At 70.9% G+C, this 23,351-nt stretch carries 19 protein-coding genes and 2 pseudogenes; 10 read left to right on the top strand and 11 right to left on the bottom strand.

The window, feature by feature from the left end:
* The first annotated feature begins 293 nt into the window (after positions 1-293).
* The 3 genes from R2B38_RS40165 (at position 294) to R2B38_RS40155 (ending at position 3,838) form a co-directional block, all read left to right on the top strand.
* Positions 294-1,091 carry a peptidoglycan-binding protein gene (locus R2B38_RS40165; protein ID WP_318020717.1) on the top strand — a complete coding sequence of 266 codons (798 nt, stop codon included), beginning with the start codon at positions 294-296 and terminating at the stop codon, positions 1,089-1,091.
* Entirely contained in the window at positions 1,088-1,948 is an 861-nt protein-coding gene (locus R2B38_RS40160; RefSeq protein WP_318020716.1) for an XRE family transcriptional regulator, read from the top strand. The genes R2B38_RS40165 and R2B38_RS40160 overlap by 4 nt, the downstream gene beginning before the upstream one ends.
* Positions 1,949-2,245: 297 nt before the next feature.
* The gene (locus R2B38_RS40155; RefSeq protein WP_318020715.1) at positions 2,246-3,838 is read left to right on the top strand and encodes a peptidoglycan-binding protein; all 1,593 of its coding nucleotides are present in this window, start codon (positions 2,246-2,248) and stop codon (positions 3,836-3,838) included.
* 195 nt (positions 3,839-4,033) lie between these two features.
* On the opposite strand, the gene R2B38_RS40150 is transcribed toward R2B38_RS40155, so the two are convergent.
* Positions 4,034-4,249 carry a DUF6243 family protein gene (locus R2B38_RS40150; protein WP_318020714.1) on the bottom strand — a complete coding sequence of 72 codons (216 nt, stop codon included), beginning with the start codon at positions 4,247-4,249 and terminating at the stop codon, positions 4,034-4,036.
* 291 nt (positions 4,250-4,540) lie between these two features.
* Here R2B38_RS40150 and R2B38_RS40145 point away from each other — a divergent pair, with 291 nt between their 5' ends.
* On the top strand, positions 4,541-4,924 hold the full coding sequence (locus tag R2B38_RS40145; protein WP_318020713.1) for a BlaI/MecI/CopY family transcriptional regulator: 384 nt from the start codon (positions 4,541-4,543) through the stop codon (positions 4,922-4,924).
* Between the two features lie 109 nt (positions 4,925-5,033).
* Here R2B38_RS40145 and R2B38_RS40140 read toward each other — a convergent pair.
* Positions 5,034-5,812: pseudogene (locus tag R2B38_RS40140) on the bottom strand (LysR family transcriptional regulator substrate-binding protein).
* 58 nt (positions 5,813-5,870) lie between these two features.
* Here R2B38_RS40140 and R2B38_RS40135 point away from each other — a divergent pair.
* Together R2B38_RS40135 and R2B38_RS40130 are read left to right on the top strand one after the other, a co-directional pair.
* Positions 5,871-6,253: pseudogene (locus R2B38_RS40135) on the top strand (DUF5997 family protein).
* Between the two features lie 29 nt (positions 6,254-6,282).
* Positions 6,283-7,056 carry a GntR family transcriptional regulator gene (locus R2B38_RS40130; RefSeq protein WP_318020712.1) on the top strand — a complete coding sequence of 258 codons (774 nt, stop codon included), beginning with the start codon at positions 6,283-6,285 and terminating at the stop codon, positions 7,054-7,056.
* A 34-nt stretch (positions 7,057-7,090) separates the two neighbouring features.
* Here R2B38_RS40130 and R2B38_RS40125 read toward each other — a convergent pair whose 3' ends face one another.
* Together R2B38_RS40125 and R2B38_RS40120 are read right to left on the bottom strand one after the other, a co-directional pair.
* A complete protein-coding gene (locus R2B38_RS40125) occupies positions 7,091-8,725 on the bottom strand; it encodes a TauD/TfdA family dioxygenase (RefSeq protein WP_318020711.1) in 1,635 nt (544 codons plus the stop codon).
* A gap of 120 nt (positions 8,726-8,845) precedes the next feature.
* The gene (locus tag R2B38_RS40120) at positions 8,846-9,457 is read right to left on the bottom strand and encodes a helix-turn-helix domain-containing protein (protein WP_318020710.1); all 612 of its coding nucleotides are present in this window, start codon (positions 9,455-9,457) and stop codon (positions 8,846-8,848) included.
* A gap of 152 nt (positions 9,458-9,609) precedes the next feature.
* Between R2B38_RS40120 and R2B38_RS40115 the strand changes: the two genes are divergently transcribed.
* A complete protein-coding gene (locus tag R2B38_RS40115) occupies positions 9,610-10,485 on the top strand; it encodes an LLM class flavin-dependent oxidoreductase (RefSeq protein ID WP_318020709.1) in 876 nt (291 codons plus the stop codon).
* Between the two features lie 12 nt (positions 10,486-10,497).
* On the opposite strand, the gene R2B38_RS40110 is transcribed toward R2B38_RS40115, so the two are convergent.
* On the bottom strand, positions 10,498-10,893 hold the full coding sequence (locus tag R2B38_RS40110; protein ID WP_318020708.1) for a YybH family protein: 396 nt from the start codon (positions 10,891-10,893) through the stop codon (positions 10,498-10,500).
* 114 nt (positions 10,894-11,007) lie between these two features.
* Between R2B38_RS40110 and R2B38_RS40105 the strand changes: the two genes are divergently transcribed.
* On the top strand, positions 11,008-11,688 hold the full coding sequence (locus tag R2B38_RS40105) for a nucleoside/nucleotide kinase family protein (RefSeq protein ID WP_318020707.1): 681 nt from the start codon (positions 11,008-11,010) through the stop codon (positions 11,686-11,688).
* 8 nt (positions 11,689-11,696) lie between these two features.
* Here R2B38_RS40105 and R2B38_RS40100 read toward each other — a convergent pair whose 3' ends face one another.
* From R2B38_RS40100 to R2B38_RS40075, 6 genes are all read right to left on the bottom strand, one after another.
* Complete coding sequence (locus R2B38_RS40100) at positions 11,697-13,535, bottom strand: hypothetical protein (protein ID WP_318020706.1); 1,839 nt, start codon at positions 13,533-13,535, stop codon at positions 11,697-11,699.
* Positions 13,536-13,542: 7 nt separating this feature from the next.
* The gene (locus R2B38_RS40095; RefSeq protein WP_318020705.1) at positions 13,543-15,306 is read right to left on the bottom strand and encodes a hypothetical protein; all 1,764 of its coding nucleotides are present in this window, start codon (positions 15,304-15,306) and stop codon (positions 13,543-13,545) included.
* A gap of 2 nt (positions 15,307-15,308) precedes the next feature.
* Positions 15,309-16,211 carry a carbohydrate ABC transporter permease gene (locus R2B38_RS40090; RefSeq protein WP_318020704.1) on the bottom strand — a complete coding sequence of 301 codons (903 nt, stop codon included), beginning with the start codon at positions 16,209-16,211 and terminating at the stop codon, positions 15,309-15,311.
* The gene (locus R2B38_RS40085; protein ID WP_318020703.1) at positions 16,208-17,122 is read right to left on the bottom strand and encodes a carbohydrate ABC transporter permease; all 915 of its coding nucleotides are present in this window, start codon (positions 17,120-17,122) and stop codon (positions 16,208-16,210) included. The genes R2B38_RS40090 and R2B38_RS40085 overlap by 4 nt, the downstream gene beginning before the upstream one ends.
* Before the next feature lie 123 nt (positions 17,123-17,245).
* Positions 17,246-18,568 carry an ABC transporter substrate-binding protein gene (locus R2B38_RS40080; RefSeq protein ID WP_033280340.1) on the bottom strand — a complete coding sequence of 441 codons (1,323 nt, stop codon included), beginning with the start codon at positions 18,566-18,568 and terminating at the stop codon, positions 17,246-17,248.
* Between the two features lie 278 nt (positions 18,569-18,846).
* Positions 18,847-19,992, bottom strand: a complete 1,146-nt coding sequence (locus tag R2B38_RS40075) for an ROK family protein (RefSeq protein WP_318020702.1) — start codon at positions 19,990-19,992, stop codon at positions 18,847-18,849.
* Between the two features lie 284 nt (positions 19,993-20,276).
* Here R2B38_RS40075 and R2B38_RS40070 point away from each other — a divergent pair, with 284 nt between their 5' ends.
* Together R2B38_RS40070 and R2B38_RS40065 are read left to right on the top strand one after the other, a co-directional pair.
* Entirely contained in the window at positions 20,277-21,176 is a 900-nt protein-coding gene (locus R2B38_RS40070; RefSeq protein ID WP_318020701.1) for an N-acetylglucosamine kinase, read from the top strand.
* A 220-nt stretch (positions 21,177-21,396) separates the two neighbouring features.
* Positions 21,397-23,325 carry a phosphatase PAP2 family protein gene (locus R2B38_RS40065; protein WP_318020700.1) on the top strand — a complete coding sequence of 643 codons (1,929 nt, stop codon included), beginning with the start codon at positions 21,397-21,399 and terminating at the stop codon, positions 23,323-23,325.
* The last annotated feature ends 26 nt before the right edge of the window (positions 23,326-23,351 follow it).

Genomic DNA, 23,351 nt, shown 5'->3' with positions numbered 1-23,351 from the left:
AGCACCCTACAGCCTGTGATTCTGAAGGCAGGAGCCAGGGAAAACATGGACAAACTACCGCGCGACAGGCGGGACCGCGGCCTGTAATTCAGCCAAGCGGCTGACGGCCCTCCACGTCGCGGAGCAGCGGGAAACCGAACCGACGCGCCTGATCCGGCTGAACGCTCCGCGCGTGCCGCTGGGCCAACGCCTCGGAGACATCGGCCAGTTGAGGCCGGAAGAGGTCCGGGATGGGATGATCCGAGCCGCTATGCTTCGCGCCGGAAGAGGGCGCAGTCTTCAAAGGGGGCGGGATGGCGCGGTGGCGTGCCTTGCCTGCGGGGATCGACCCGGCGGTGGCCGCACTGGTGGCGCACCTGCGTAAGGTCAAGGACTTCAGCGGGTTGTCGATCAGGGAACTGGCCTCGGCCACCGGGTACAGCGCCTCCTCCTGGGAGCGCTACCTGAGCGGCCGCGCGCTACCGCCTCCCGCGGCGGTACGGGCCCTGGCGGAGGTGGTGGGCGCCGATCCGGTACGGCTCCTCGCGCGCCTGGACGCGGCTGTGAACGCGCGGAGGACCCGGCCCGCGGGGCCGACCTCACCGTCCGAGCCCGAGACGACCGAGGCCGGGGCAACCGAGGCTGATGCAGGGGTTGACGACCGTCCGGACACCGTCGTGCGCAGCGCCCGTCACCGCCTCGCCGGGTGGCGGCAGTTGGGCTTGGTCGGCTGCGGGGCGGCCGTGGGCGCCGCCATGGTCCTGCTGCTCGTACAGCCCAACCAGGTCGCGGCGGCCCGCAGTTCCAGCGGTACGACGACAACGGCGGCGGTCCCCGCGCCGACGGCCTTCACCTGCGCGTACACCCGACGGGACGGGCGCTGGTACGCCGGTAACAGCACGACGCGCACACTGCGGCTGGTCGTCGACATGTCGGGACCGGCGGTGGCCGAGCTGCAGTGCCTGCTCCAGCGCGCCGGCGTCACCCCCGGCGGCATCGACGGGAACTTCGGGCCCCTGACCGAATCCGCGGTGATACAGGCGCAGAAGAAGTACCACCTGGACGTGGACGGACAGGTGGGGCCGCCGACCTGGGCCGCCCTGCGCGGATGAGCGGGGCCCGCCCGGAGTTCGTCCTGCTGGCTGCCGAACTGCGGACACTCCGCGAACGCGCCGCGCTGTCCATCACGGAGCTGGCCGACAAGTCCGCGTACAGCAGATCCTCCTGGCACCGCTACCTCGGTGGCACCGCGCTGCCGCCGTGGCTCGCCGTACGCGCCCTGTGCCGGCTGGCCGACGAGCCCACGCCCCGGATACGGGCGCTGTGGGAACTGGCCGAGGCCGCGGCCAGCGGGCGCGGCGCCGTGCGGGAGGCGCCGGTGACAACAACCCCGGCGGAGACGGTAACCGCTCCCCCGCAGCAGCCCGCGGCGGAGGCGGCCGGTCCCGGACCACGCCGACGCGGGCGGGGCCGGTGGAGTCCGGGAGCGCCGGCCGTCATCTGCGTACTGGCGCTGTGCGTGGCCCTCGCCGTGACGACGGCCTGGCAGCGGGTCCGGACGCAGGACGCCGCTTCGCCGGGAGCGGCCAGGCCCAGCGCGTCCGGTTTCCACGTCGGCTGCGTGGCCGGCGCCTGCACCGGCCGCGATCCGGGGGTGAACCTGTGCGGGGTGGAACCGCAGACGCTGCTGCACCGGCTGACCCCGAGCGGTGCCGGACTCGAGGTCCGCTACAACCCGCTGTGCCGGGCCGTCTGGGCCCGGGTCTGGAACACGCGCCTCGGCGACAGGCTCACGCTCTCCGAGCCCGGGCAGCCGACACAGAGCATCGCGGTGCACAACACGCAGGAGCTGGACGCGTTCGTGTACACCCCGCTGCTCGGCCTGCACCGTGGCGGCACTCCCCTGACCGCGTGTCTGTCGGAGTCTTCGCACACCGCCGCCACCTGTTACCGCCTCACCGCGCACTGAGGCAAGCCGGACCAACACACCGCTCAACAGGGCGGCGGCCGCCCCGGAACCGTCCCGCTCAACCGTCACGCTACGGCGGATACCGGCAGGTCAGTGCCGGTGCCGTCCCGCGATCCCACCAGATCTCGCTCCGCTGTGGACACGACCCGGACCGGGGCCCAAAGATCACCTGCAGCGCTGCTTCCGACTGGCACCGCCCAAGGACTCGACAGTTGGCTCCGGCAGGACTCGCATGCCGCGTCGCCCAGCGGCCCCACGTTGCTCACCGCATTCAGACGTCAAGGATTGGAACGTGTCATGGACCTGTTCGACAACGGCCGTCATCTGTCCCGCCGCAGACTGCTGACCCTCGCCGGCAGCGCAGCGGTGGCCACCGCGACCGGCATCGGATTCGCCCAGTCGGCGTCCGCGGCCTCCACGGCGGCCGCGACGACCGGCTACGGGATCGACTACTCCGACGCGTCACTCACCGCCGGTTCGGTCGCCTCGGCGGGCTACGGCTTCGTGTGCCGTTACCTCAGCTGGCTGCCGAACCCGAAGGTCCTCACCCTGTCCGAGGCTCAGGCCCTGACCGCCGCGGATCTGGGCATCGTCTCCAACTGGGAGTCCGACGGACTGCAGGACTGGCAGAGCGGCGTGCCCTCAGACCCCTACTCCCAGGGGGCCGGGCATGCCACCGAGGCGGAGCGGCAGGCACTGGCCAACGGGATGCCGTCGTCCCGGCCGATCTACTTCAGCGTCGACTTCGACCTTCAGCCCTCGATGTATTCCGCGCTCAACTCCTACTTCGACGGTGTCGCCTCGGTGATCGGCCGGTCCCGGACCGGCGCGTACGGCGGCTACCACGTGATCAAGGAACTCTTCGACAACGGGAAAATAACCTGGGGCTGGCAGACGTACGCGTGGTCCGGCGGGAGCTGGGACAGCCGCGCGCAGTTGCGTCAGGTCCAGAACGGCATCTCGGTCGCCGGGCACGACGCGGACCTCGACCAGGCGATGGCCGCCGACATCGGACAGTGGGGCGGCTCGGGCGGCGGCGGTACCGGTGTCATCCTGCCGTCCTGGCCGAACATCACCGACGGCATGACGGGGCCCAGCGTGCAGGCGGCGCAGTACCTCCTGCGCTACCACGGCGCCTCGATCACCGCCGACGGCCAGTTCGGGGCGGACACCCTCGCCGCGACCAAGAGCTTCCAGTCCGCACACGGCCTCGGCGTCGACGGCCAGATCGGCCCGCAGACCTGGTCCGCACTGATCGTCCAGGTACAGACGGGCTCCACCGGCGACGCAGTCCGCGCCGCCCAGGTGGAGTTGAACCGCTTCGGCTACGGCCTCACCGTCGACGGCAACTTCGGCTCCGGCACCGACACCGCCGCCCGCGCCTTCCAGTCCGCGCACAGCCTCGGCGTGGACGGCCAGGTCGGCCCGCAGACCTGGCAGATGCTCGCGGGTACCGGGAACGGCGCCTCGGGCGGCAGCACCGTCGCGCCGCCCTGGCCGAACGTCATCGACGGCGACACCGGGAACAACGTGCTGGCCGCGCAGTACCTGCTGCGCTACCACGGTGCCACGATCAGCGCGGACGGGCAGTTCGGGTCCGGCACGCTCGCCGCGGCCAAGAGCTTCCAGTCCGCACACGGCCTCAGCGTGGATGGTGAGATCGGCCCGAAGACCTGGTCCGCACTGATCGTCCAGGTACAGACGGGCTCCACCGGCGACGCAGTCCGCGCCGCCCAGGTCGAACTCAACAAGTTCGGCTACGGCCTCACCGTCGACGGCAGCTTCGGCTCCGGCACTACCAGCGCCGCCCGGGCCTTCCAGTCCGCGCACAGCCTCGGCGTCGACGGCCAAGTCGGCCCGCAGACCTGGCAGATGCTCGTCGGCAGCTGACCCCTCCGGTGAGAGGCGTGCGGGGCGGAGTGACCTCGACGGTCACTCCACCCCGCACTCACCCGCCACCTTCGGCGGAGGAAGTGGACACGGTCGGGAGCAGGAACGGTCGTGCCCGATACAGCAGCGAGGCCCGGACCGCGCGTCGCGGTCCGGGCCTTGCCTCGTGCGGTGCCGCCGCGCGGCGGCGGTGCGTCAGCTCTGTGCGGTGGTGTCGCCCGCCTGCCCGGCGTCCTCAGCCGCGCGTGCCTTCTCGCGCATCTTGCGCACCAGCTCCGCCTTCTGGTCGGCCGCGCCCTGGCGGTCGAGGTTGCGGTGCGGACCGTGGTTCTGGCGCTCGGCGCGGGACTGCTTCTTGCGCTGGCCGCCGCCCATGCCCACGGGGTTGTTGATGTTCTTGCTCACGGTCACGGGTTCTCCCGGTAGTGATGTGGAGTGATCTACGGATTCATCGGTGGGGGACGGGCGGCGACGTCGAAAGACGTCAGCAGAGGCCCATCACGCTCTCACTCGTAAATCGGCGTCTGGAAGAACATGCCAAGGACGTTACCCGGTTCCGTCGGTCCCGCGCACCAACCTTTTCGCCGCCCCGGCGCCGGAAGGCAACTCCCAGCGCGTCAATCGACCCCGCTCAGACGGAAGAGCCTGGTCAGAGCGCCGAGGCTGGGCAAGCCCCGCCCTACACGCTGTAAGGTGAGCGCCATGGCTGGCAGAGACCCGCGGGTCCGGGCGGAGCGGCGCAGCGCCGGTGTACTGGAGAGCGAGGTCCTCGCCTCGTTGTGGGCGACCGACCGGCCGATGACTCCGGCCGAGATCCATGCCCGGATCGACGGCCCTCTCGCCTACAACACCGTGCACACGATCCTCAAGCGGCTCTACGACAAGGGGCTCGTCCTGCGTGACGCGGACGGGCGGCGCGGTTCCTACCGGCCGGCGAAGAACGCGGCCGAGGCGACCGCCGAGGCGATGCACGAGGCGCTGGACCGGGGGCCGGATCCGATCGGCGCGCTCCAGCAGTTCGTGAGCGGTCTGAGCCCCGAGGAGGAGAGGGCCCTGCGCGATCTGCTGGCCGGGGGTGCGGGATGAGGCGGCTCGACGAGGGGCGCACGGCCGCCCGCGAGGTCGTGCCGGCGCCGCGTCCTGCGGTGCGGGGTTCTACGACAGCGGCGTCAGCCTGAACGGACCGCGCCGGCGGTCAGCGACCGCGGGGCTTGCCGCGCTTGGTTCCCTTGGCGCCGCCCGAGGAACCGCGAGGGTTCTTGCCGGTGTTTCCGGTCCTGCCGGTCGCCTTTCCGGCGGCGGGCTTGCGGCGCGCGGGGGTCTCGGCGCGCTTCGCCTTCGTCTTCGGCTGCGGGGGCGTCGGCGTACGGCCCCGCGTGCTGTTGACCGTGCGGCCGCGCACGATGCCGATGAAGTCCTCGACCAGTTCGGTGGTCGCGTCCTCGGGCCAGGACAGGGCGACGTCCGACTGGGGGCGTCGACGACGGTGCGGTAGGTGAGGTCCTTGCGGTGGTGCAGCCGGGCCAGGGACTGGGGGACGTAGAGGATGCCGATGCCCGACGCCACGTGTTCGACGGCGTCCTCGGTGGTCGCGGGACGCTCGAACGCGGGCTCCCCGGGCGGCTGTTGCCAGTCGAGGACGTCGTCGAGGGGGTGGAGGACCACCTCGTCGGCGAGTTCGTCGAGGGACACCTCTTCGGCCGCCGTCACGACATGGTCCTTCGGGGCCACGACCACGGTCGCCTCGGTGTAGAGGGGGATCGCGCTGAGGAACGTACGGTCGACCGGCAGCCTGACGAGTCCGGCGTCGGCCTCACCGCGTCGCAGCACATCGGATGCCTCGGCGGCCGCCACCGGTACGAGGACGAGGGGGACGTCGGGCAGGCGCTCGTTCCAGATCCGCACCCACTTGGCGGGCGTCACCCCGGGGACGTACGCGAGCCGGAACGTGGGGGATGCTTCCGAGCCTGTCACCCCGCAAGGTTACCCGGCGTGGTCGGAGGTCTCGAACGCGGTCGATACTCTTGACGGTATGAAGTCGCACCAGACCACCCAGACCATGAAGCCCGCCACGGCGGCGAAGAAGCTGGGTGTGTACCTAGAGGCCACCCCCGCCGAGTTCCAGAAGGCCGAGGTCTCCCGCGCCGAGCTGAACGAGCTGCAGGCCAACCCGCCCGAGTGGCTGCGCGAGCTGCGCGCCAACGGCCCGCACCCGCGCCCGGTCGTCGCGGCCAGGCTCGGCGTCTCCATCGCCGGTCTCGCCCGCGGCGGGGTCACCGAGCCCCTCACCACGGAGCAGATCGAGGCGCTCAAGAAGGACGGCCCGAGTGGCTGGAGAAGGAGCGCGCCACGCAGGCCGAGGTCCGCAAGGAAGCCGAGCGGATCAAGAACAAGAAGAACGCCGACAACGACTGACAGCCTCGGGACCTGAGGAGAGGCGCGCGGTGACGGACGGCCCGGCCGGCACGGGAAAACCCCCGGCGATGTACCGGAAGGTCGCGGCCGACCTCGGCCGCGAGATCGGCGAGGGCCGCTACGGCTCCGGCGGCCGGCTGCCCGCCGAGGGCGAACTCGCCGAACGCTACGGCGTCTCCCGGGGCACGGTCCGCCAGGCGATGGCCCTCCTGCGCACCGAGGGCCTGATCGCCTCCCGGCGCGGCACCCGCCGGGTCGTCATCGGCTCGCCGCGCCCGCAGAGCTTCGGCGAACTCCTCAGCTTCACCCGCTGGGCCCGCTCCACGGGCGAGGAGCCCGGCGCCCGGACCGTCACCGTGCAGACCCGCCCCGCCGACACGACCGAGCGGGACCGACTCCGCCTGCCCGCAGGGGCGGAGGTCTACGAGGTACGGCGGCTGCGCACCCTCTCCGGGCGGCCGGTGATGATCGAGCGGACCGTATACCCGTCCGCCGTGGGCGAGTTGATCGCCGAGCTGCCGCCGGACACCGTGTCGCACACCGTGGCCCTGGAGGAGTCGGGGGTGCTGATCGCGGACGCCCAGCACACGATCGACCTGTGCCGGGCCGACGAGGAGGACGCCCGGCTGCTCGGCTGCCGCCCCGGCGACCCGCTGTTGCGCGAACGCCGGTGCAGCACGGATCCGGCCGGCACCCCGGTCGAATGGTCCGAGGACCGCTACCTCCCGGAGACCGTGGCCTTCACCGCGCACAGCTCGGCCGCCTCCGGTTCACTGGCCCGCCGCCCGGCCGACGACGCTTGAGCCAGTCCCTCTACGGCTACTGCGGCAAGAGGGCTCAATCCTTCCGCAGCAAGGCCATGAGCAGCGGCCGGAAGTGCGCGAAGTCCGGGGTCGGCGCCTCGGGGTCCTTGCCCTCGTCGTCCCAGCGGCGCACCGCGACCCCGTCCGCCGCGTAGGGATTCGCCTCGTACGCGGCGACCTCGTCCGGAGACATCGGACCCCCCTGTATCTCCAGCGTGTAGACCGACGCCTGGGAGAGCCGGCCGAAGTAACCCGGCTCGACCGCGCACAGATACCGCTTGGCCGCCACGTGCAGCCGGATCGGCTCGGTGACCTCGGGACCGAACCACTCGGCCAGCCGGTCCGCCCCGGTGTGGCTGTGCCGGTTGTCGGTGCCCTCCATCAACTCCTCGCCGCTGACCGGCCCGTGGAAGTGCCCGAGGTCGTGCAGCAGCGCGGCGGCGACCAACGCGTCGGGCGCACCCGCCTCTTCGGCACACGCCGCAGCCTGGAGCATGTGCTGCGCCATCGTGACCTCCTCCCCCAGATAGGCGCTCGCACCCTCGCCCGCGAAGAGTCCGGCCAGCTCGTCCACGAACTCCCCTGCCGCCACGGCCCGTTCGCGACGCAGTACGGCCAGGGTGCCGGCGAGAGCGTCGATGTCGGCGTAGGCGCCCTGGAGGTGTCGGGCGCCGCTCTCCTCGAAGGCCGTCCGCGCGTGCAGCAGCCGTACGTTGTCGAAGATCAGGCAGTCGCCGGGCAACAGCCGGAATTCCAGCTGGAGTTCGGGGCGCAGGGTGATCTCGGCGAAGGTGCGGTAGGCCCGGTAGAAGGCCTCCAGTTCGGCGACGGGCAGCAACAGGGTGCCGATGGAACGGTTGTTGAAGCGCACCTCGCGGATCCGGCCCCGGCCGTCCACGTCGATCAGCGGCCGGTCGGCGGCCAACTCGGTCCGCGCATCGCTGAATCGGAACGGCACGGGGGTGCGCGTCAGTACGGCGAACGCCTCCGGGTCCTCGGCACGCAGCAGCGCGGCGGCCTTGAACCCGTCGACCAGGCCGGAGTCACCGCCGACCGCCGCGTTGGTCAGGCAGTGCAGGAGTTGGAGTGTGGGCACCGGGTCGCGGTACGGGTTGTCGGTGTGCGGGGTGATCCGGGCGCCGGTGAAGGCGAGGTTGTTGGGGTCCGGTTCGACCCGTACGTCGAAGAGCCGCCCGTAGTTGGTCTCACGGACGTACCCGAAGGTCTCCGCGACCTCCAGCACCTGCCCCTCGCGGCAGGGCACATCACGCAACAGCGCGAACCCGAGCCCGAGAACGGACTCCAGCACCCGCGCCCTGACCGCCGGGTTGCCCAGGTACTCCGCCCAACTCGCCTCGGGGAGAAGGCCGTTCAGGTCGGCGGCGGCCCACAGGGTCTTGCCGTTCTCGCCGCGCCGGTCCCCGGAACCGTCCCCGCCGGCGGGCCGGTTGGCGGCCAGCCACTGCGCGGAGTACGCGGAACGGTGCCCGTCCGGCGCCCAGTCGACCTCGACGCCGTCGGCGGTCCGTCGTACGGCGTCCAGCGCGAGGCCGGTGGGCAGTTCGGTGATCTGGAACAGCTTCTGCCCGTTGCGGGGGTCGCGGCAACGGGTGCAGGGACAGTTGTCCCGCAGCCAGGTGAGCGGCACATCTTCTACTGACAGTGACATTGCCATCACTCCCTCTTCAAGTTGTATAGCCAACTTCTCCGTCAGAGGGAACGTCTCAGTGCCGGATGACCGGGAGATGACACCCCGGCCACCCGTTCATGAACGAGAGCGGCGACTCCGTCAGCGCGACAGACGCAGGCCCGCGATGAAGACGTCGACGAGGCGGAGCGCGTCGTAGCGCTCGTCGCCCTCCGCGCCGACGCAGAGGTTGCCGACGCCGCGCATGATCTCGTAGGAAGTCAGGTCCGACCGGACCTCTCCGGCGGCGACCGCCGCGTCGAACAGCTCGGCGCACACGGGCAGCAGACGATCCAGGAAGTAGCCGTGCAGCGCCTCGAAACCGGCGGTGTCGGACCGCAGCACGGCGGCGAGCCCGTGCTTGGTGACCAGAAAGTCGACGAAGAGATTGATCCACTCCCGGAGCGCGGCATACGGCGTCGCACTGCTCGCCAGCAACGCCGGACCGGCTTCCGCGCAGGCCTCGACCTGGTACCGGTAGACGGCGATGACGAGATCCGCCCGGGTCGGGAAGTGCCGGTAGATCGTGCCGAGTCCGACGCCGGCCTCGCGCGCGATGTCACGCACGGGAGCGTCGACGCCCGACGCGACGAACACCTTGGCGGCGGCGTCGAGGAGGGTCTCCTTGTTGCGCCGGGCATCCGCCCGCTTGGACTGGCCGTCCGCCTTCCCGGGCCGGGTCGCACGTCCCGCGTCCGCACTGTTCTCGCTCACCGCGCAACTCCTCCACCTTCATGACTTGCCAAACCGGAACCTTGTTCCGTATCGTTTCCGGAACAAGGTTCCGCTTGCCCATGATGCCAGAGCAGAGGCCGGACGACCAAGCCACGCCTGCCGTCGCACCTTGTCGAGGAACGGACGCCACCATGCCCCACACCCCCCGCCCCAGCTTCGGAATCATGACCGCCCCCATGCAGGTCGGCTACGACGACCTCCTCCGTGTCTGGCGGGAGGCCGACACCGTCCCGGAGATCGAGCACGCCTGGCTGTTCGACCACCTCATGCCGATCGGCGGCGATCCGGACGGCCCGGCCTTCGAGGGCTGGACGCTGCTCTCGGCCCTCGCCGCGCAGACCCGGCGACTGCGCCTCGGCGTGATGGTGACGAGCAACCGCATCCGGCCGCCCGCGATGCTGGCGAAGATCGCCACGACCGTCGACATCGTCTCCGGCGGACGGCTGGACTTCGGCATCGGCGTCGGCTCCCGCCCCGACCATCCCCTGGCCAGGCGGGAGTACGAGGCACACGGCCTCCCCTTCCACGACTCCGCGCACGCCGTGGCGAGCCTCGCCGAGGCCTGCACGGTGATCCGGCGGCTGTGGACCGAGGAGAAACCGTTCGACTTCCACGGCACCCACCACGACCTCACCGGAGCGTTCGGCAACCCCAAGCCCGTCCAGACCCCTCACCCGCCGATCCTCATCGGCGGACGCGCGGCCGCGACCCTGCGCGTGGTCGCCGAGCACGCCGACCTGTGGAACATCCCCGGCGGCGACATAGAGGACGCCGTCAACCGCAGCGCACTCCTCGACCGCTACTGCGCCGAGATCGGCCGCGACCCCGCCACGATCACCCGCTCCATCCACCTCGCCGTCTCCTACGACCGCCCCGAGGCCACCCGGGCCGCGATCCGCGAGGCACTCGACGCGGGCTTCCCCCACATCGTGCTCGGACTCCCCACGCCCTACCCCGCCGATGTCGCGCACTGGGTCGCCGACGAACTGATCGGCAAGGCGACCTGAACGCCCTCCACATCAGTCGTGCGGAAATGAATGGTGCTCATGCGCGACCAGCCACCGGCCCCGCTCCTTGCGCAGGCCGAAGGTGAGCCGCAGGCGCAGGGTGGGGTGTTCGGCGAACTCCTCGGGGGTGCCGCACCGGAGCAGGGCATGGGCGTAGGCGACGTCCGTGCCGGCCGTGATGTCGAGGGAGTCGATGTCGAAGCGGGCGCCCTGGGCCTGCCAGTCGAAGAACGGCGGCCAGGTGGCGCGGTAGGCGGCGAGGCCGTGGATGCCGGCGTGGGGCGGCGGGACGTCGTACATGACGAGGTCCTCGGTGTGGTCCGCCATGACGCGGTCGAGGTCGCCGCGGTGGACGGCCTCGGCCCAGCCCATGATGAGGGTGCGGATCTGTGTCGCGTCGTCGGTCATGGACGGCTCCTGTTCCTGTCCCCCACTCCATGGTCTCTCCACCGGGTCGACTCCCCGATCTTCCGCACATCATCGCCCCGGCCGGGCAACCGAGACGGATGGCACACTCTCCGTGTGCCGCTGACTTTCGACGACCTCCTCATCCGTGCCACCGCCCTCGCCACCCCCGGGCGACGTGCCGTCCTCGGGATCACCGGCAGCCCCGGCGCGGGCAAGACGACCCTCGCCGAGCACCTGGTGCGGACGCTGAACGGGAGCGGCGCGGAACCCTGGGTCGCGCACGTCCCCATGGACGGCTTCCACCTCGCCGACGTCGAACTGGACCGCCTCGGCCGCCGCGCCCGCAAGGGCGCGCCCGACACCTTCGACGCGGCCGGTTACGCGGCGCTGCTACGGCGGTTGCGCGAGGAGACCGACGAGGTGGTGTACGCGCCGGGCTTCGAGCGCGTGCTGGAGCAGCCGATCGCCGGCGCGATCCCGGTGCTTCCCACCGCCCGGCTGGTGGTGACGGAGGGCAACTACCTTCTGCTGGAGGCGGGTTCATGGGCGCGGGTACGGCCGTGCCTGGACGAGGTGTGGTTCTGCGAGGCCGACGAGGACGAGCGTGTCCGCCGGCTCGTCGCCCGGCACGAGGAGTTCGGCAAGGACCACGCGACGGCGGTGGCCTGGGTGTCGGGCACCGACCAGCGCAACGCCGAACTGGTGGCGACGACCCGGGACCGGGCCGACCTGGTCGTGCCGGTCGGTGCACTGCCCGCGCCGGAGCGGAACTCGGCGGCGCGGGCAGGCAGTTGAGGGCGCCCTCAGGCTCGCAGGGTGAGCTCGGGCTCGGCGTCGGCATCGCCCGCAGGGTCGCCGATCACCGCGGTGAAGGCCTCCGTGCGGACGGTCAGGGTCAGACCGTCCTCGCCGGTCTCGAAGGCGGGCGTGAACTCCCCCGCCCCGGGTCCGTACCGCACGGCGAACACGTGCAGGTTCTCCGGCGCGCCCGGTGCCGGGTCGGCCTCCAGCGCTGTCGAGCTGACCAGGTGAAGCCAGCCCTCGTCGGGGTTGCCGTAGCCGCGCGGGTCGGCCGCGAGGGCGAACGCCGCCTCCTGCTGGGTGAGTTCGGAGCGGGCGTCGAAGTGGTCGGCGCCCTGGCCGGTCGGGTGGGTGAGGCGCAGGGCGCCCGCGGAGGTGACGTCACCCTCCGCCGTCCTGCGCACCCGGTCCCCGTCGTCCGCCGCGTACGGCAGCCCGGCCAGCAAGTACGGTGCTCCGTCGAGGCGTTCGAGGGCCACCGTCGTCCAGAGCCGCGTGCCGTCGGTGACGTACAGGGAGCGGATGTGCCGCAGGACGTGGTCGCGGCCGACGACCGGCTTGGTGACCAACTTGGCGGTCAGGCCGTCGGCTTGGAGGTCCCGGACCCGCACCTCGCCCATCGGGCGGCACAGCAGGAAGCCGTCGAGCACCGGGCCGAAGCCGTGCTGCCGGTTCACGGCCGCGGGCAGGTAGTAGGTGCCGTCCGCCTCGATGAGTGACGGGGTCATCTTGCTGTCGAAGGCCACCGAGACGGTTCCTGCGCGCAGTTGATGCCGAGCGGCCGATGTGGACGGTGTGCGGTGCCAGCGCGTGCTGTCCTGGATCTGCCAGACCAGCATCCACGCGAAGTGGCCGTCCACTCCCCCGTCCGGCTTGACCGCGTGCCGGCCCCAGCGGCTGTCGCCCCGGTAGCGGCCGATGTCCGAGCCGATGCGGCTGCCGAAGTAGCGCAGGCCGAGGACCGATTCGAAGCCGGAGTGCTGTTCGCTGTAGCGCGGACCGCCGTTGTCGAAGCCGCCGCCCGTGAGGCGGGCGTCGATGTAGCGGGCCAGCGCCTCCCCGTCCTCGGCGAAGACGTCCTCGCCGCTTTCGATGTGGGCCTTGGCGAGGAACGACAGGGAGATCGGACCGTAGTTGTTGTCGTAGGCGCCGCCGTGCTCGGGCGGGAGGAGGGCACCGCGGTCGCTCACGCGGTGGGCGCGGATCTCGTCGCCGTACACGCTGAGGGCACGCGTGCGGACCGACTCCCCTTCCTCCGGAGGGAGATGGCGGGCGAGCATCAGGCCGCCCACGACGCAGCCGATGGCCTGGTTGCCGGCCTCCTGCGGGTTGAAGAAGGTCGCCTCGGTGAGCCAGCGCCAGTAGCCATGGGCCAACTCGACCAGGGCGGTGCGCTGTTCGTCGTCGACGAGGCCGTCCGTCGCGTCGAGGATGTTGACCGCCTGGAGCAGCGCCCATGCCGTGCTCGGCCAGTCGCCGATGGGGTGGGCGCCCGCCTCCAGGACGTAACGGGCGTACGGGAGACCGGAGTTGCGTACCCGAAGGTTCGGGTAGCCGGGGTTGTCCTCGGTGTAGACGCGCTCGCGGAGGTGGAAGGCGAGGCTGCTCCGTACGGCCTCCGGCAGTCGAGGGTCCTTGCCGCGCTGCCAGGCGAAGGCCAGCAGGGACGTCATCCCGAGCGACGTGTCCCCTATGTCGAGGTAGCAGTCGGGGTGTTCGAGGTTGCCGTCCGGCGTGATGCGTCGCAGAGCCTGCTCGACGACGTCGGCGAGGACCGCGTCGTAGGCCTCCGGGGTGTCGGGGAGGTCGTGCAGCGGACCGCGCTGATGGAGGAGGTGCACGGGTGGTTCAGCCCTTCATGCCGGAGATGGCCATGCCGCGGATCGTCGAGGTCGGAAGACAGGTGCGAAAGCGGTCGGCGCGCAGTGCGACGCTCAGTGTCTGGGAGCCGTTTCCACCGATGTAGACGCGGTTCCCGGTCGTCGCGTCGGTGCCGCCGACCATGGTGTAGTCCTGTCCCGGGTCGTACCGCAGTACGTCGCTCCGGTCGGGTCCGGCGAGGGGTTCGCCCGCCTCGACGGTGGCCTCGACGCGGATCTCGTCGCCGCCGACGCGGTAGGTCAGCGGGCCGGCCGTCAGGCACCAGCGTCCGTCGTCGAGCGGGTCGCCGCCCTCTATGACGCCCCCTGGACGCAAGGTCAGTTCGAGGGCCCACGGCACCCGTGGTCCGCTGATGTCGATGCGCAGGTCGGCGCCGTCCTCGCGCAGTTCCACTTCGACGCGGGTCGTCCGGGAGACCACGTCCTGGGGGCGGTCCGGGAAGGCCATCGCGGCGGAGAAGCGTCCCTCGTCCGCCATGTAGTAGGCGCCGTCGGGCTGTCGTAGGTCCGGCGGGAGCGGCTGGTAGTAGGGGGCCGAGAGAGTTTCGGTGAGCCGGTACCGGTTGTCGGCGAGCTGCTCCATGTGGGCGGCGCGGAAGGGCCCCAGGTCGAAGAATCCCTGCGCGAGGCGGACCGCGTCGAGGACGGCGTCTCCGGCGAACAGGCGCAGGAAGGTGGGGTTGCAGGCGAGGCCCGAGCGGATGCGCCGGAACACGGGCACGTCCGAGCCGCCGTAGAGCACGCTGTGCGCGGTGGTGGAGGCGCGGGAGGCGAGGCGGGCCGTGGGGATGTAGCGGGCGCGGGGCAGCAGTTCCGGCGTCTGGGCCGGCAACTCGCGGCAGAGGTCGGGGGTGAGGATGGTCTCCGCGAGGAGGTCGGGGTCGTCGATGCCGTCGGCCGCTGCCCAGTGTGCCGCTCGGCTGAGGTCGCCGCGGCCGGTGCGGATCGCGAGGAGCCGGTAGTGCGCCAGGTAGGGCGCCAGTGGGAACGGCTGGTTCTGGTCCTGCCGTCGGGAGTGGACGGTCTCCACCGTGCCGTCCGGCCGGATGAGGTCCAGGGTCGCGGTGAGGTTGCGTTCGACGGCGTCGCGCAGGTCGGGGCGGTCGAGGACGTCGGCCAGCAGCAGGAGCGACGGATTGGACACGTGGGCCGCGTAGTTGGCGCTCCGCTCCGCGTACAGGCCCTCCACGTCGATGTCGACGCCCTCGGCGAGCCACTCCTCGACGCGTGCGAGCAGCCGGTCGTCGGGGAACGAGCGGTGCAGCCGGGCCAGCGCCGAGCTCAGTTCCCAGCGGTGGTTCGGGGTGTGCACCCCGCCGGTCAGGAGACTGGGGGTGGCGGCGCCCGCGATGTCGGCGAGCGCGGCCGTGACCTCGCGCAGATCCGGCCCCGCGCCCGCGGCGAGGACGTGCGCGTCGCACACGTCGTTCACCGTGAACGCGGAGTCCGGCGGTGACTGCACGTTGTCGCCGCCGGCGAAGAGGCCGGTGCCGGTCTGCGTGGCCCGCAGGGCGCGGAGGTGGGTCATGGCGGCGGCGAGGACCTGCCCGCTGCCGTGCAGCGCCGAGTCCGGGGAACGGTAGGCCGCGATCAGGGTCTTGACCCGGCGCGCCAGACCACGGTGCGGCACACCGGCGGGTTCCTCGTCGGGGCCGGCCGCCAGTGGGGCGGCCGACCGGTCCGCGGCGCGGGCCGCCGCACGGACGAACTCGTGGTCGAGCGGGGTGTGCACGGTCAGTCCTTCAGTCCGGCGTTGATGTCGGCGCTCATGACGTAGCGCTGGAACACCAGGAAGATGATGATCAGCGGGATCATGGAGATGACCGAACCGCCCAGCAGCACCGACCAGTTGATGTTCTGCGCGCCGACCAGGCTCTGGATGCCGATCTGCACGGTGAACTTGTTCGGGTCGTTCAGCATCAGCAGCGGCCAGATGTAGTCGTTCCAGCGCCACTGGAAGGACAGGATCGCCAGGGTCAGCATGATGGGCCGGGAGATCGGCACCATGATCCGCAGGAAGATCGACAGTTCACGGGCTCCGTCGATGCGGGCGGCCTCGACGAGTTCGTCGGGGACCGTCAGGAAGAACTGGCGGAACATGAAGCAGCCGGTCGCGGTCAGCACGGCCGGGAGGATGATGCCGGCGAACGAGTTGTAGAGGCCGAGGTCACGGACCACCAGGAACTCGGGGGCGAGCATGACCTCGGACGGCAGCATCGTGGTGGCCAGGATGCAGAGGAAGAAGAACTTCAGCCACCTGTTGTTGTACTTCGCCAGCGCGTACCCGGTGCAGCAGCTGACGCCCACCGTGAGGATCGTCGTGATCACGCACACGAGGGCCGTGTTGATGAAGTACTGGGAGAAGTTGGCGCTCTCCCACGCCGCCTTGTAACCCGAGACGGTGGGGTTGTGCGGAAGCACCGTCAGCGGGAGGGAGAAGAGGTCGCCCGCCGGCTTGAAGGAGCTGAGGACGAACCACGCGACCGGCAGCCCGTAGAGGGCGGCCAGGATCCACAGCAGTGTCGTCGCGGGTACCGCGCTGCGGAGTCCGCCGTCGCGTCCGTTGCGTCGCTGCCTCTTGGAGACGGTCCGGACGGACTTGGCGTCGACCGGACGCGGCGTGTCTGTGGTTGTCATCGGTTCTCCACCCGCCGGTTGACGATCAGCTGGATGATCGCGACGGCCATCAGGATGAGCATGAGCACGAAGGACGCGGCGCTCGCGTAGCCGATCTGGCCCCGGTTGAAGCCGGTCTCGTAGATGTACTGGACGAGCAGGTTGTTCGACGTGCCCGGTCCGCCGTTGTTGAGGGAGACGAACAGCGGATATTCCTTCATCGCGTTGATCGTGTTGAGCAGGATCACGATGAACGAGGTGGGCGCGATGCTCGGCAGCGTGATGCTCCTGAACTGGCGCCAGGGGCCGGCACCGTCGAGCGAGGCCGCCTCGTAGTACGACACCGGCACGTTCTTGATCGCCGCGATGAACAGCAGCATCGAGAAGGCCGTGCCCCACCAGGCACCCGCCATCACCACGACGCCCAGCGACAGGTCCGCGTTCGACTGCCACGCGATCGCGTGCCCGCCGAGCTTCTCGATGACGTAGTTGATCAGTCCGAAGTTCTCACCGAACAGCCACCGCCACAGGACACCCACGACGATGGGCGAGATGAGCCACGGGATGAAGAAGACGACACGTGCGACCGACGCGCCCTTGGCCTGCTTGCTCACCACGAGGTTGGCGATGAACAGCGAGAGCACGAAGTTCAGCGGCACGACGAGCACGGCGTACAGCAGCGTCCGGAACAGCGCGTCGTAGAAGGTGGAGTCCCCGAACAGGTTCTGGTAGTTGTCCAGCCCGATGAACTGGAACGCCCCCACACCGGTGTAGTTCGTGAACGAGTAGACGAGCCCGATCACCGCCGGCCACACGAAGAACAGCGCGAAGAGCACGACATTGGCCGCGATGAGGACGAGCGGCGCGAGTGTGTAGGTGCTACGTCGTTTCCTGGGCGGCCTCACGGACACGTCCGCGGCGCTATTTGTCATCTTCCTGACTTCCGTGCTGGTGGAATGGATCGCTGTGGGCTCACACCGTGAGCCCGGCATGACGTGGGCGACCAGGGTGGGCGGCGGTGTCTGGATCCCGCCGCCCGGCCCTGTGGCCCACGATCAGCCGCCGACCGCCGTGTTGTAGCCGTCCACGATGTTCTGCAGGGCCTTGTCGGCCGACTGCTGGCCGTTGATCGCCTTGCCGAGCTCCGTCTTGGTCGGGTCGGTGGTGAGGCTCTTGCCCTTCAGCACCCAGTTCGTCTGCGCGCTGTTGAAGTAACCCGAGATCGGCGCGTAGAGCGGGATCTCCTCGTTGTAGAGCTTGAACGCCGCCTGCGCCGCCGCGGACTTGAAGGGGTACTTCGGAGTCAGACCGCTCTCGACCGGGAGGAACCCGGAGCTCTCGACCAGCTCGGTGTAGTTCTTCGGCTCGTACACCCAGGACATGAACTTCGTCGCGGCGGTGGCCGCGGCGCCGTTGTTGTTGAAGCCGACCATCATGCCGCCGCTGTTGACGTCACTGGCCTGCACCGGCTGCGCGGGGGTCGGGACGCTCGCCCACTCGAACTTCTTGATGCTGTCCGCGAAGGCGGGCACCTGCCACACACCGGACCAGTAGGCGACGACGTCACCGCTCTGGAACATGGCCGACGGGTCGGCGCCGCTGGTCCACACCGACTTCGGCATGACCTTGTCGTCGTTCAGGCCGACGAAGTACTCCACGGCCTTCTTGGTCGCGGCGTCCGCCGAGAACTTGCCGGAGGAGTCCGCGTGGACGTACTTCCCGCCCATCTCGTACACCATGGCGCGCAGCCGGGACGGAGACTGGTCGAAGGTCAGGGAGTACTTGGCGCCGGTCTTCTCGCGGACCTTGTTGGCCGCCGCGATGAACTCGTCCCAGGTCCAGGTCTTCGCGGGCGAGGCGGGAACGGCGACGCCGGCCTTCTCGAACAGCGACTTGTTGATGAACAGGCCGGACGCGGTGACGTCCGAGGGGATGGCCAGCACCTTCCCGGACGAGTCCTTCGCCAGGAAGTTGGAGTTGATGTTGTAGCTCTTGTTGTTGGCGATGGACTTGAGGTCGACCAGCTTGCTCGACCAGATCGGGTCCAGCGCGGGCACGTCCGCCACGTCGGGCAGCGAGTTCGCCTGCGCGGCGTTGTGCAGCTTCGTCGGGTACCCGTCGTAGGGGATGTTGACGAGCTTGACGTTGACGCCGGTTTCCTTCTTGTACTGCGCGACCAGCTTCTTCCAGCCCGCGTCCTGCCCCGGAACCGTGGAGATCCAGAACGTCAGCGACTTCGCGTTACCGCCCGAGCCGGAACCCGACCCGCAGGCCGAGAGCAGCAGGGCACCTGACACAGCGACGGCAGCGAGGGGAACCAGGCGGCGCATGCCGCCGCGGCCGAGTCGGCTGGAGCGCCGCACACCCACAGTGGTCATCTTCGATCCCTTTTTCGTCGTAGGAGACGGAGCACGGCGCCGACCGATGCGGCACGGGTGCATTTTGCAGGAAAGGTCGCTTTCCGGGGGCACGGCCTCGCCCGGCCGCGTCGTCCACGCGGAGCGAGATCCCCGGCCGTCCTGGCCGCCACCGCACAAGCACACCCTCGTGCGGTTGCCGTACGTCACGTACGGGCTGAGAAGGCTCACCCCAAGTCGGTGTCCCGACCGACTTAGAAAGCGCTTGTCCGGACATTGGCAGACCAAGTCGGAGGCCGTCAATCCTTCGCCCCCGCACCATCGGTCACGGTTTGGACTCCTCTGGCGACCGCGAGCCGGGCGGCGCCCACCACGGTGCCGAGATCACCGACCGTGCTGCTGACCACGTCGGTGGGCCAGCTCAGCCGCCCCAGCTCGGTCCGCACACCGGGCAGGAGCTGCGGGTCCGTGCCCGTGCTGCCCCCGAGGACGATCAGTCCCGGGTCCAGTACGGCGGCCACGGCGGCGGCCAGCCGGCCCACGTCGGCGGCGTGCCGGCCGACCAGCGCGCTCGCCGTGCCGTGTCCCTGCCGGGCCAGGGCGAAGAGCTGGTCCGCGCTGCCGGGGCACGGCTCCCCGGTGTCCGGCCAGGCGGCCGCCGCCCGGCGCAGCAGCGAGCGGGCGCCCACGTACTCCTCCAGGGCCTCACGGCGCGGCTCCACGGCGTCGTCCCAGGGGTACGGCAGCCGGGCGAGCTCACCGGCCGCGCCGTTCGCGCCGCGCAGCACATGGCCGCCGACGACGATGCCGAGACCGATACCGACGCCGATCCGCAGATAACCGAAGGTGGTGCGGCCCCGGGCGGCGCCCTCGTGCAGTTCGGCGAGGGCGGCGCAGTTGACGTTGTTCTCCAGGTGGACCGGCACGCCCGGCGGCAGGGCGACCGTCATGGCGTCGAACACCGGGCCCGCCTTGGCGGTCGCGGGACGCATGCCCGCGCCCGCCCGGTCCCGCGCGGCGACGTCACCGACGGCGACGACGACCGTGCGCAGCGGAGTGCCGGCGGGCAGCGCGCCCAGGGCCTCGCGCACGGCGTCGGCGGCGTCCTCCCGGGAGCCGGTGGCCTCGGCCAGCAGGGTGCCGTCGAGGGCGCAGCCGCGCACCCGGGTGAGGGCGGGGCCGAGGTCCACGGCGAGTACGGCGCCTGCGGCCGGGCCGAGGCGGTAGACGGCGGCGTTGCGTCCCGTGCCGCCGGAGGCGGTGCCGGAGTGGGCGGCGAGCCCGACGTTCTCCAGCTCCACGACGGCGGAGGACACCGTCGGCTTGGAGAGGCGGGCCAGGCCGGCGAGCTGCGGCCGGGTCGCGCTGCCGGCTCTCGCCAGCACCTCGAACACCGCGCTCGCGCTCTCGGTCAGCCGGGCCGCCCGCGCCACGACGTGTTCCACACTTCCCCCAGTTCACAGGCCGCGTTCCCGGTAGGTGTCCGTGGGATGCGGCGATGGGATGTCCTGACGTCACGCGGACCCGGACAACGGTCCCTGTGACCGAGTTCGCGATGAGTCTTGACGCACTGTACTTCGTTAGTTAACTTCCTAACGAACGTCACGGTACTCGCCTGCCGTGGTCCGTCAGAAGCCCGTCCCGGGGCTTCCCTAGTGCTTGAACTGCCGTTCCCCCGGACACGGTTCGCCCAGCCGTCGCAGCACTGCGCAACGACGAAAGAGGTTCCGTGCAGGACTTCACGCCCCTCGTGGTCGGCATCGACGTGGGTGGCACCAAGACACATCTGCGCGCGTGCGCGGGCCCGGATGTCGTCGCCGACCACATCCGTGCGAGCAGCGGCTGGCGGCCGCACGACCCCGCGACCGCCGCCGACTGGCTGACCGCGCTCGTCCATGACGCCCTGCCCGCACCCGCGCGACCGTCCGCGGTCGCCGTGGGCGGGCACGCCTGCGAGACACCCCGCCAGTGCGCCAAGATCCGTGCCGCGCTGGAGGAACGCCTCAAGGTGCCCGTCCTGGTCGTCGGCGACGCCGAACTGCTCGTTCCCGCCGCCGGATTGGACAAGGGCGTCGGCCTGGTCGCCGGCACCGGTTCCGTCGCGGTGGGCCTGCTCGCCGACGGCGGCCGACTCCAAGTGGGCGGCTGGGGAGCGGTGTTGGGTGACGAGGGCGGAGCCGCCGGCCTCGTCCGCGAGGCGGCCCGCGCCGCCTGGGCCGCGCACGACCGCGGCGAGGCCCCGGACGAACTCGCCCTGGGACTCGTCGAGGCGTTCGGTGTGGCCGAAGTGCCCGGACTCGGCGCCGCGTTGGAAAGCGCTTCCGACGTCTCCGCCGACTGGGGACGGCACGCCCGTGTCGTCTTCACCGCGGCCGACGCGGGCTCGCTCCTCGCGCGCGAGGTGATAGCGGAGGCAGGCCGGTCCCTCGCCGCGCTCGTCGTACGGCTCGCCGAACGCGGCGTCCCCGTCGACGACGTGGTGGTCTCGGGCGGCACCGTCCTCGCCCAGCCCCGCCTGTACGACGCCCTCACCGCAGCGCTCGCCGAGCGGGTGCCGGGGGCGCGTCCGTGGCCCATCCAGGTGCCGCCCGTCGAGGGCGCGGTGGCACTGGCCCGATCGATCCTGTGAACCGCACGGCCCCCGTTCACCCGGGGGTCATGTCGTGGACGCCGAACCCCCTCCGACGGGACACGGCCCACCGTAAATCTTCGCACGTACGCACCAGTTGACGTATGCGCTTTCCCACGTCGTACGGTGCACCCCGAACCACAGCCGATCGCACGACCCCCTCCCTGGTCGCACGACCTCGCCGGCCTCATCGGCCGTAGAACTCAAGAGAGGCACACCCATGCCGTCACCCGCCGGGCAGCGCACGAACGCCGTTCGACCCGCCGTGAACAGACGTGGTTTCCTCAAGACCTCGCTCGGCGCCTCGGCCGCCGTGGTCGCCGCGCCCACGCTGGTCAGCTGGCTGGCCACCGCGGACGCCAAGGCCGCCACGGCTCCGCTCGCGTTCGTCGACGACTACAAGACGAACGTCATCGCGAACCTGACGCCCGAGACCAACGCCGTGGTCCGGATCCTCGGCGGCATGGCCCAGATATGGAAGACCGGCGCCGCCTGGAACACCGGCACGCCACTGCGCCCCGAGATCCTGCGCGCCAACATGCGGTACTGCGTCGACCTCACCGCCCACCGCACCGAGGCCCAGGCGAAGGAGGCGTTCCTCTACGACCGCCAGCACCAGAGCTACGCGATGATCGCGGGCCTCGGCCCGCTGGCCGACCTCTACAAGTCCGGTGCCCTGGCGGTCACTTCGATCACCAGCGCGCCCGACGGCACGCCCGCCACCACGATCAACGACGCCGTCCCGGCCGACGCGCCCGCCGGTGCCGCGCTCGGCGCGGGCTCGCACGACTCCGCGCTCGGCAAGGTGGCCGAACTGGTCGACACCCTGCGCGGCAACTACGCCTCGGGCAACCCGGGCAAGTACGCCTACCAGTACCCGCGTCCGTGGCGCATGAACGAGAAGAGCGAGGTCGTCGACACGGGCAAGGTCGACGCGCTCGGCTACCCGGTCTACGACTCCAAGGTGATCGTCGCACCCCAACTCCTGCGCCAGCGCAGCACGTCACCGGTCGACGACGGCGGTTTCCCCAGCGGCCACACCAACGCCTTCCACCTGGCGGGCCTCGCCTACGCGTACGCCGTACCGGAGCGCTTCCAGGAACTGGTCACCCGCACCCTGGAGTTGAGCCACACCCGGATCATGGCCGGCATGCACTCCACGGTCGACGTGATGGGCGGCCGCATCATGGCCACCGCGCTGGCCGCCGCCACCCTCGCCGACCCGGCCAACGCCGAACTCAAGGCGGCCGCACGCGCGCAGGCCCTCGCCTACTTCGAGGCGAAGACCGGCACGACGGCGGACACCCTCTACGCGTACGCCCACTCGGCGACCACCGCGACCGACCCCTACGCGGACCGGACCGCCAACTCCCGTCTGGTGGAGCCCAAGTTCACCTACGTGCTGACCCGCAGCGGCCGTGACAAGCCGCTGACCGTGCCCAAGGGCGCGGAGGTCCTGCTGGAGACCCGGCTGCCGTACCTCTCCGCGGCCCAGCGACGCGAGGTGCTGCGGACCACCGCGCTGCCGTCCGGGTACGTCCTGCTGGACGGCCTTGAGCAGTGGGGGCGCCTCAACCTCTTCGCGGCGGCGGACGGTTACGGCTCCTTCGAGTCCGACGTCGTCGTCTCCCTCGACGCGGCGGCCGGCGGCTTCGGCGCGGCCGACGCCTGGCGCAACGACATCGACGGCTGCGGCGGCCTGACCAAGCAGGGCACCGGCACGCTCACCCTGACCGGGCACAACGCTTACACCGGCGGGACCGTGCTCAAGTCCGGTGCGCTGGTGGCCGGTTCGCCGCACGCGCTGGGCCACGGTGACGTGAGCGTGCTCGGCGGTGCGCTGCGGGTCTCCGAGTCCGTGCAGATCCACGGCAGCCTCACCCAGCAGTCCGCCACGCTGGAGGTCACGCTCCGCTCGGGCCACCAGCCCGCCGTCGAGGTCACCCGGCGCGCGACCCTCGGCAGGGGCAGCACGCTGTCCCTCCAGTTCGACGCCGGGCACCCGCCGGTCGCGGGTTCCACGGTGCGGGTCCTGAGCGCGTCCTCGCTGCGCGGCCAGTTCGACAGCGTCAAGGTGAACTCGGACAAGCTGCGGGCCGTACCGGTGTATACGGCGGAAGGTCTGTCGGTACGACTCCTGAAGCGGTGACGCCCCTGGTGGCGGGAGCGGTGCGA

It is taken from the genome of Streptomyces sp. N50 (assembly GCF_033335955.1).
In the GTDB taxonomy this organism is placed as follows: Bacteria; Actinomycetota; Actinomycetes; order Streptomycetales; family Streptomycetaceae; genus Streptomyces.
The sequence above is the reverse complement of the archived record's forward strand: the minus strand, read 5'-3'. Positions and strand labels throughout refer to the sequence as shown.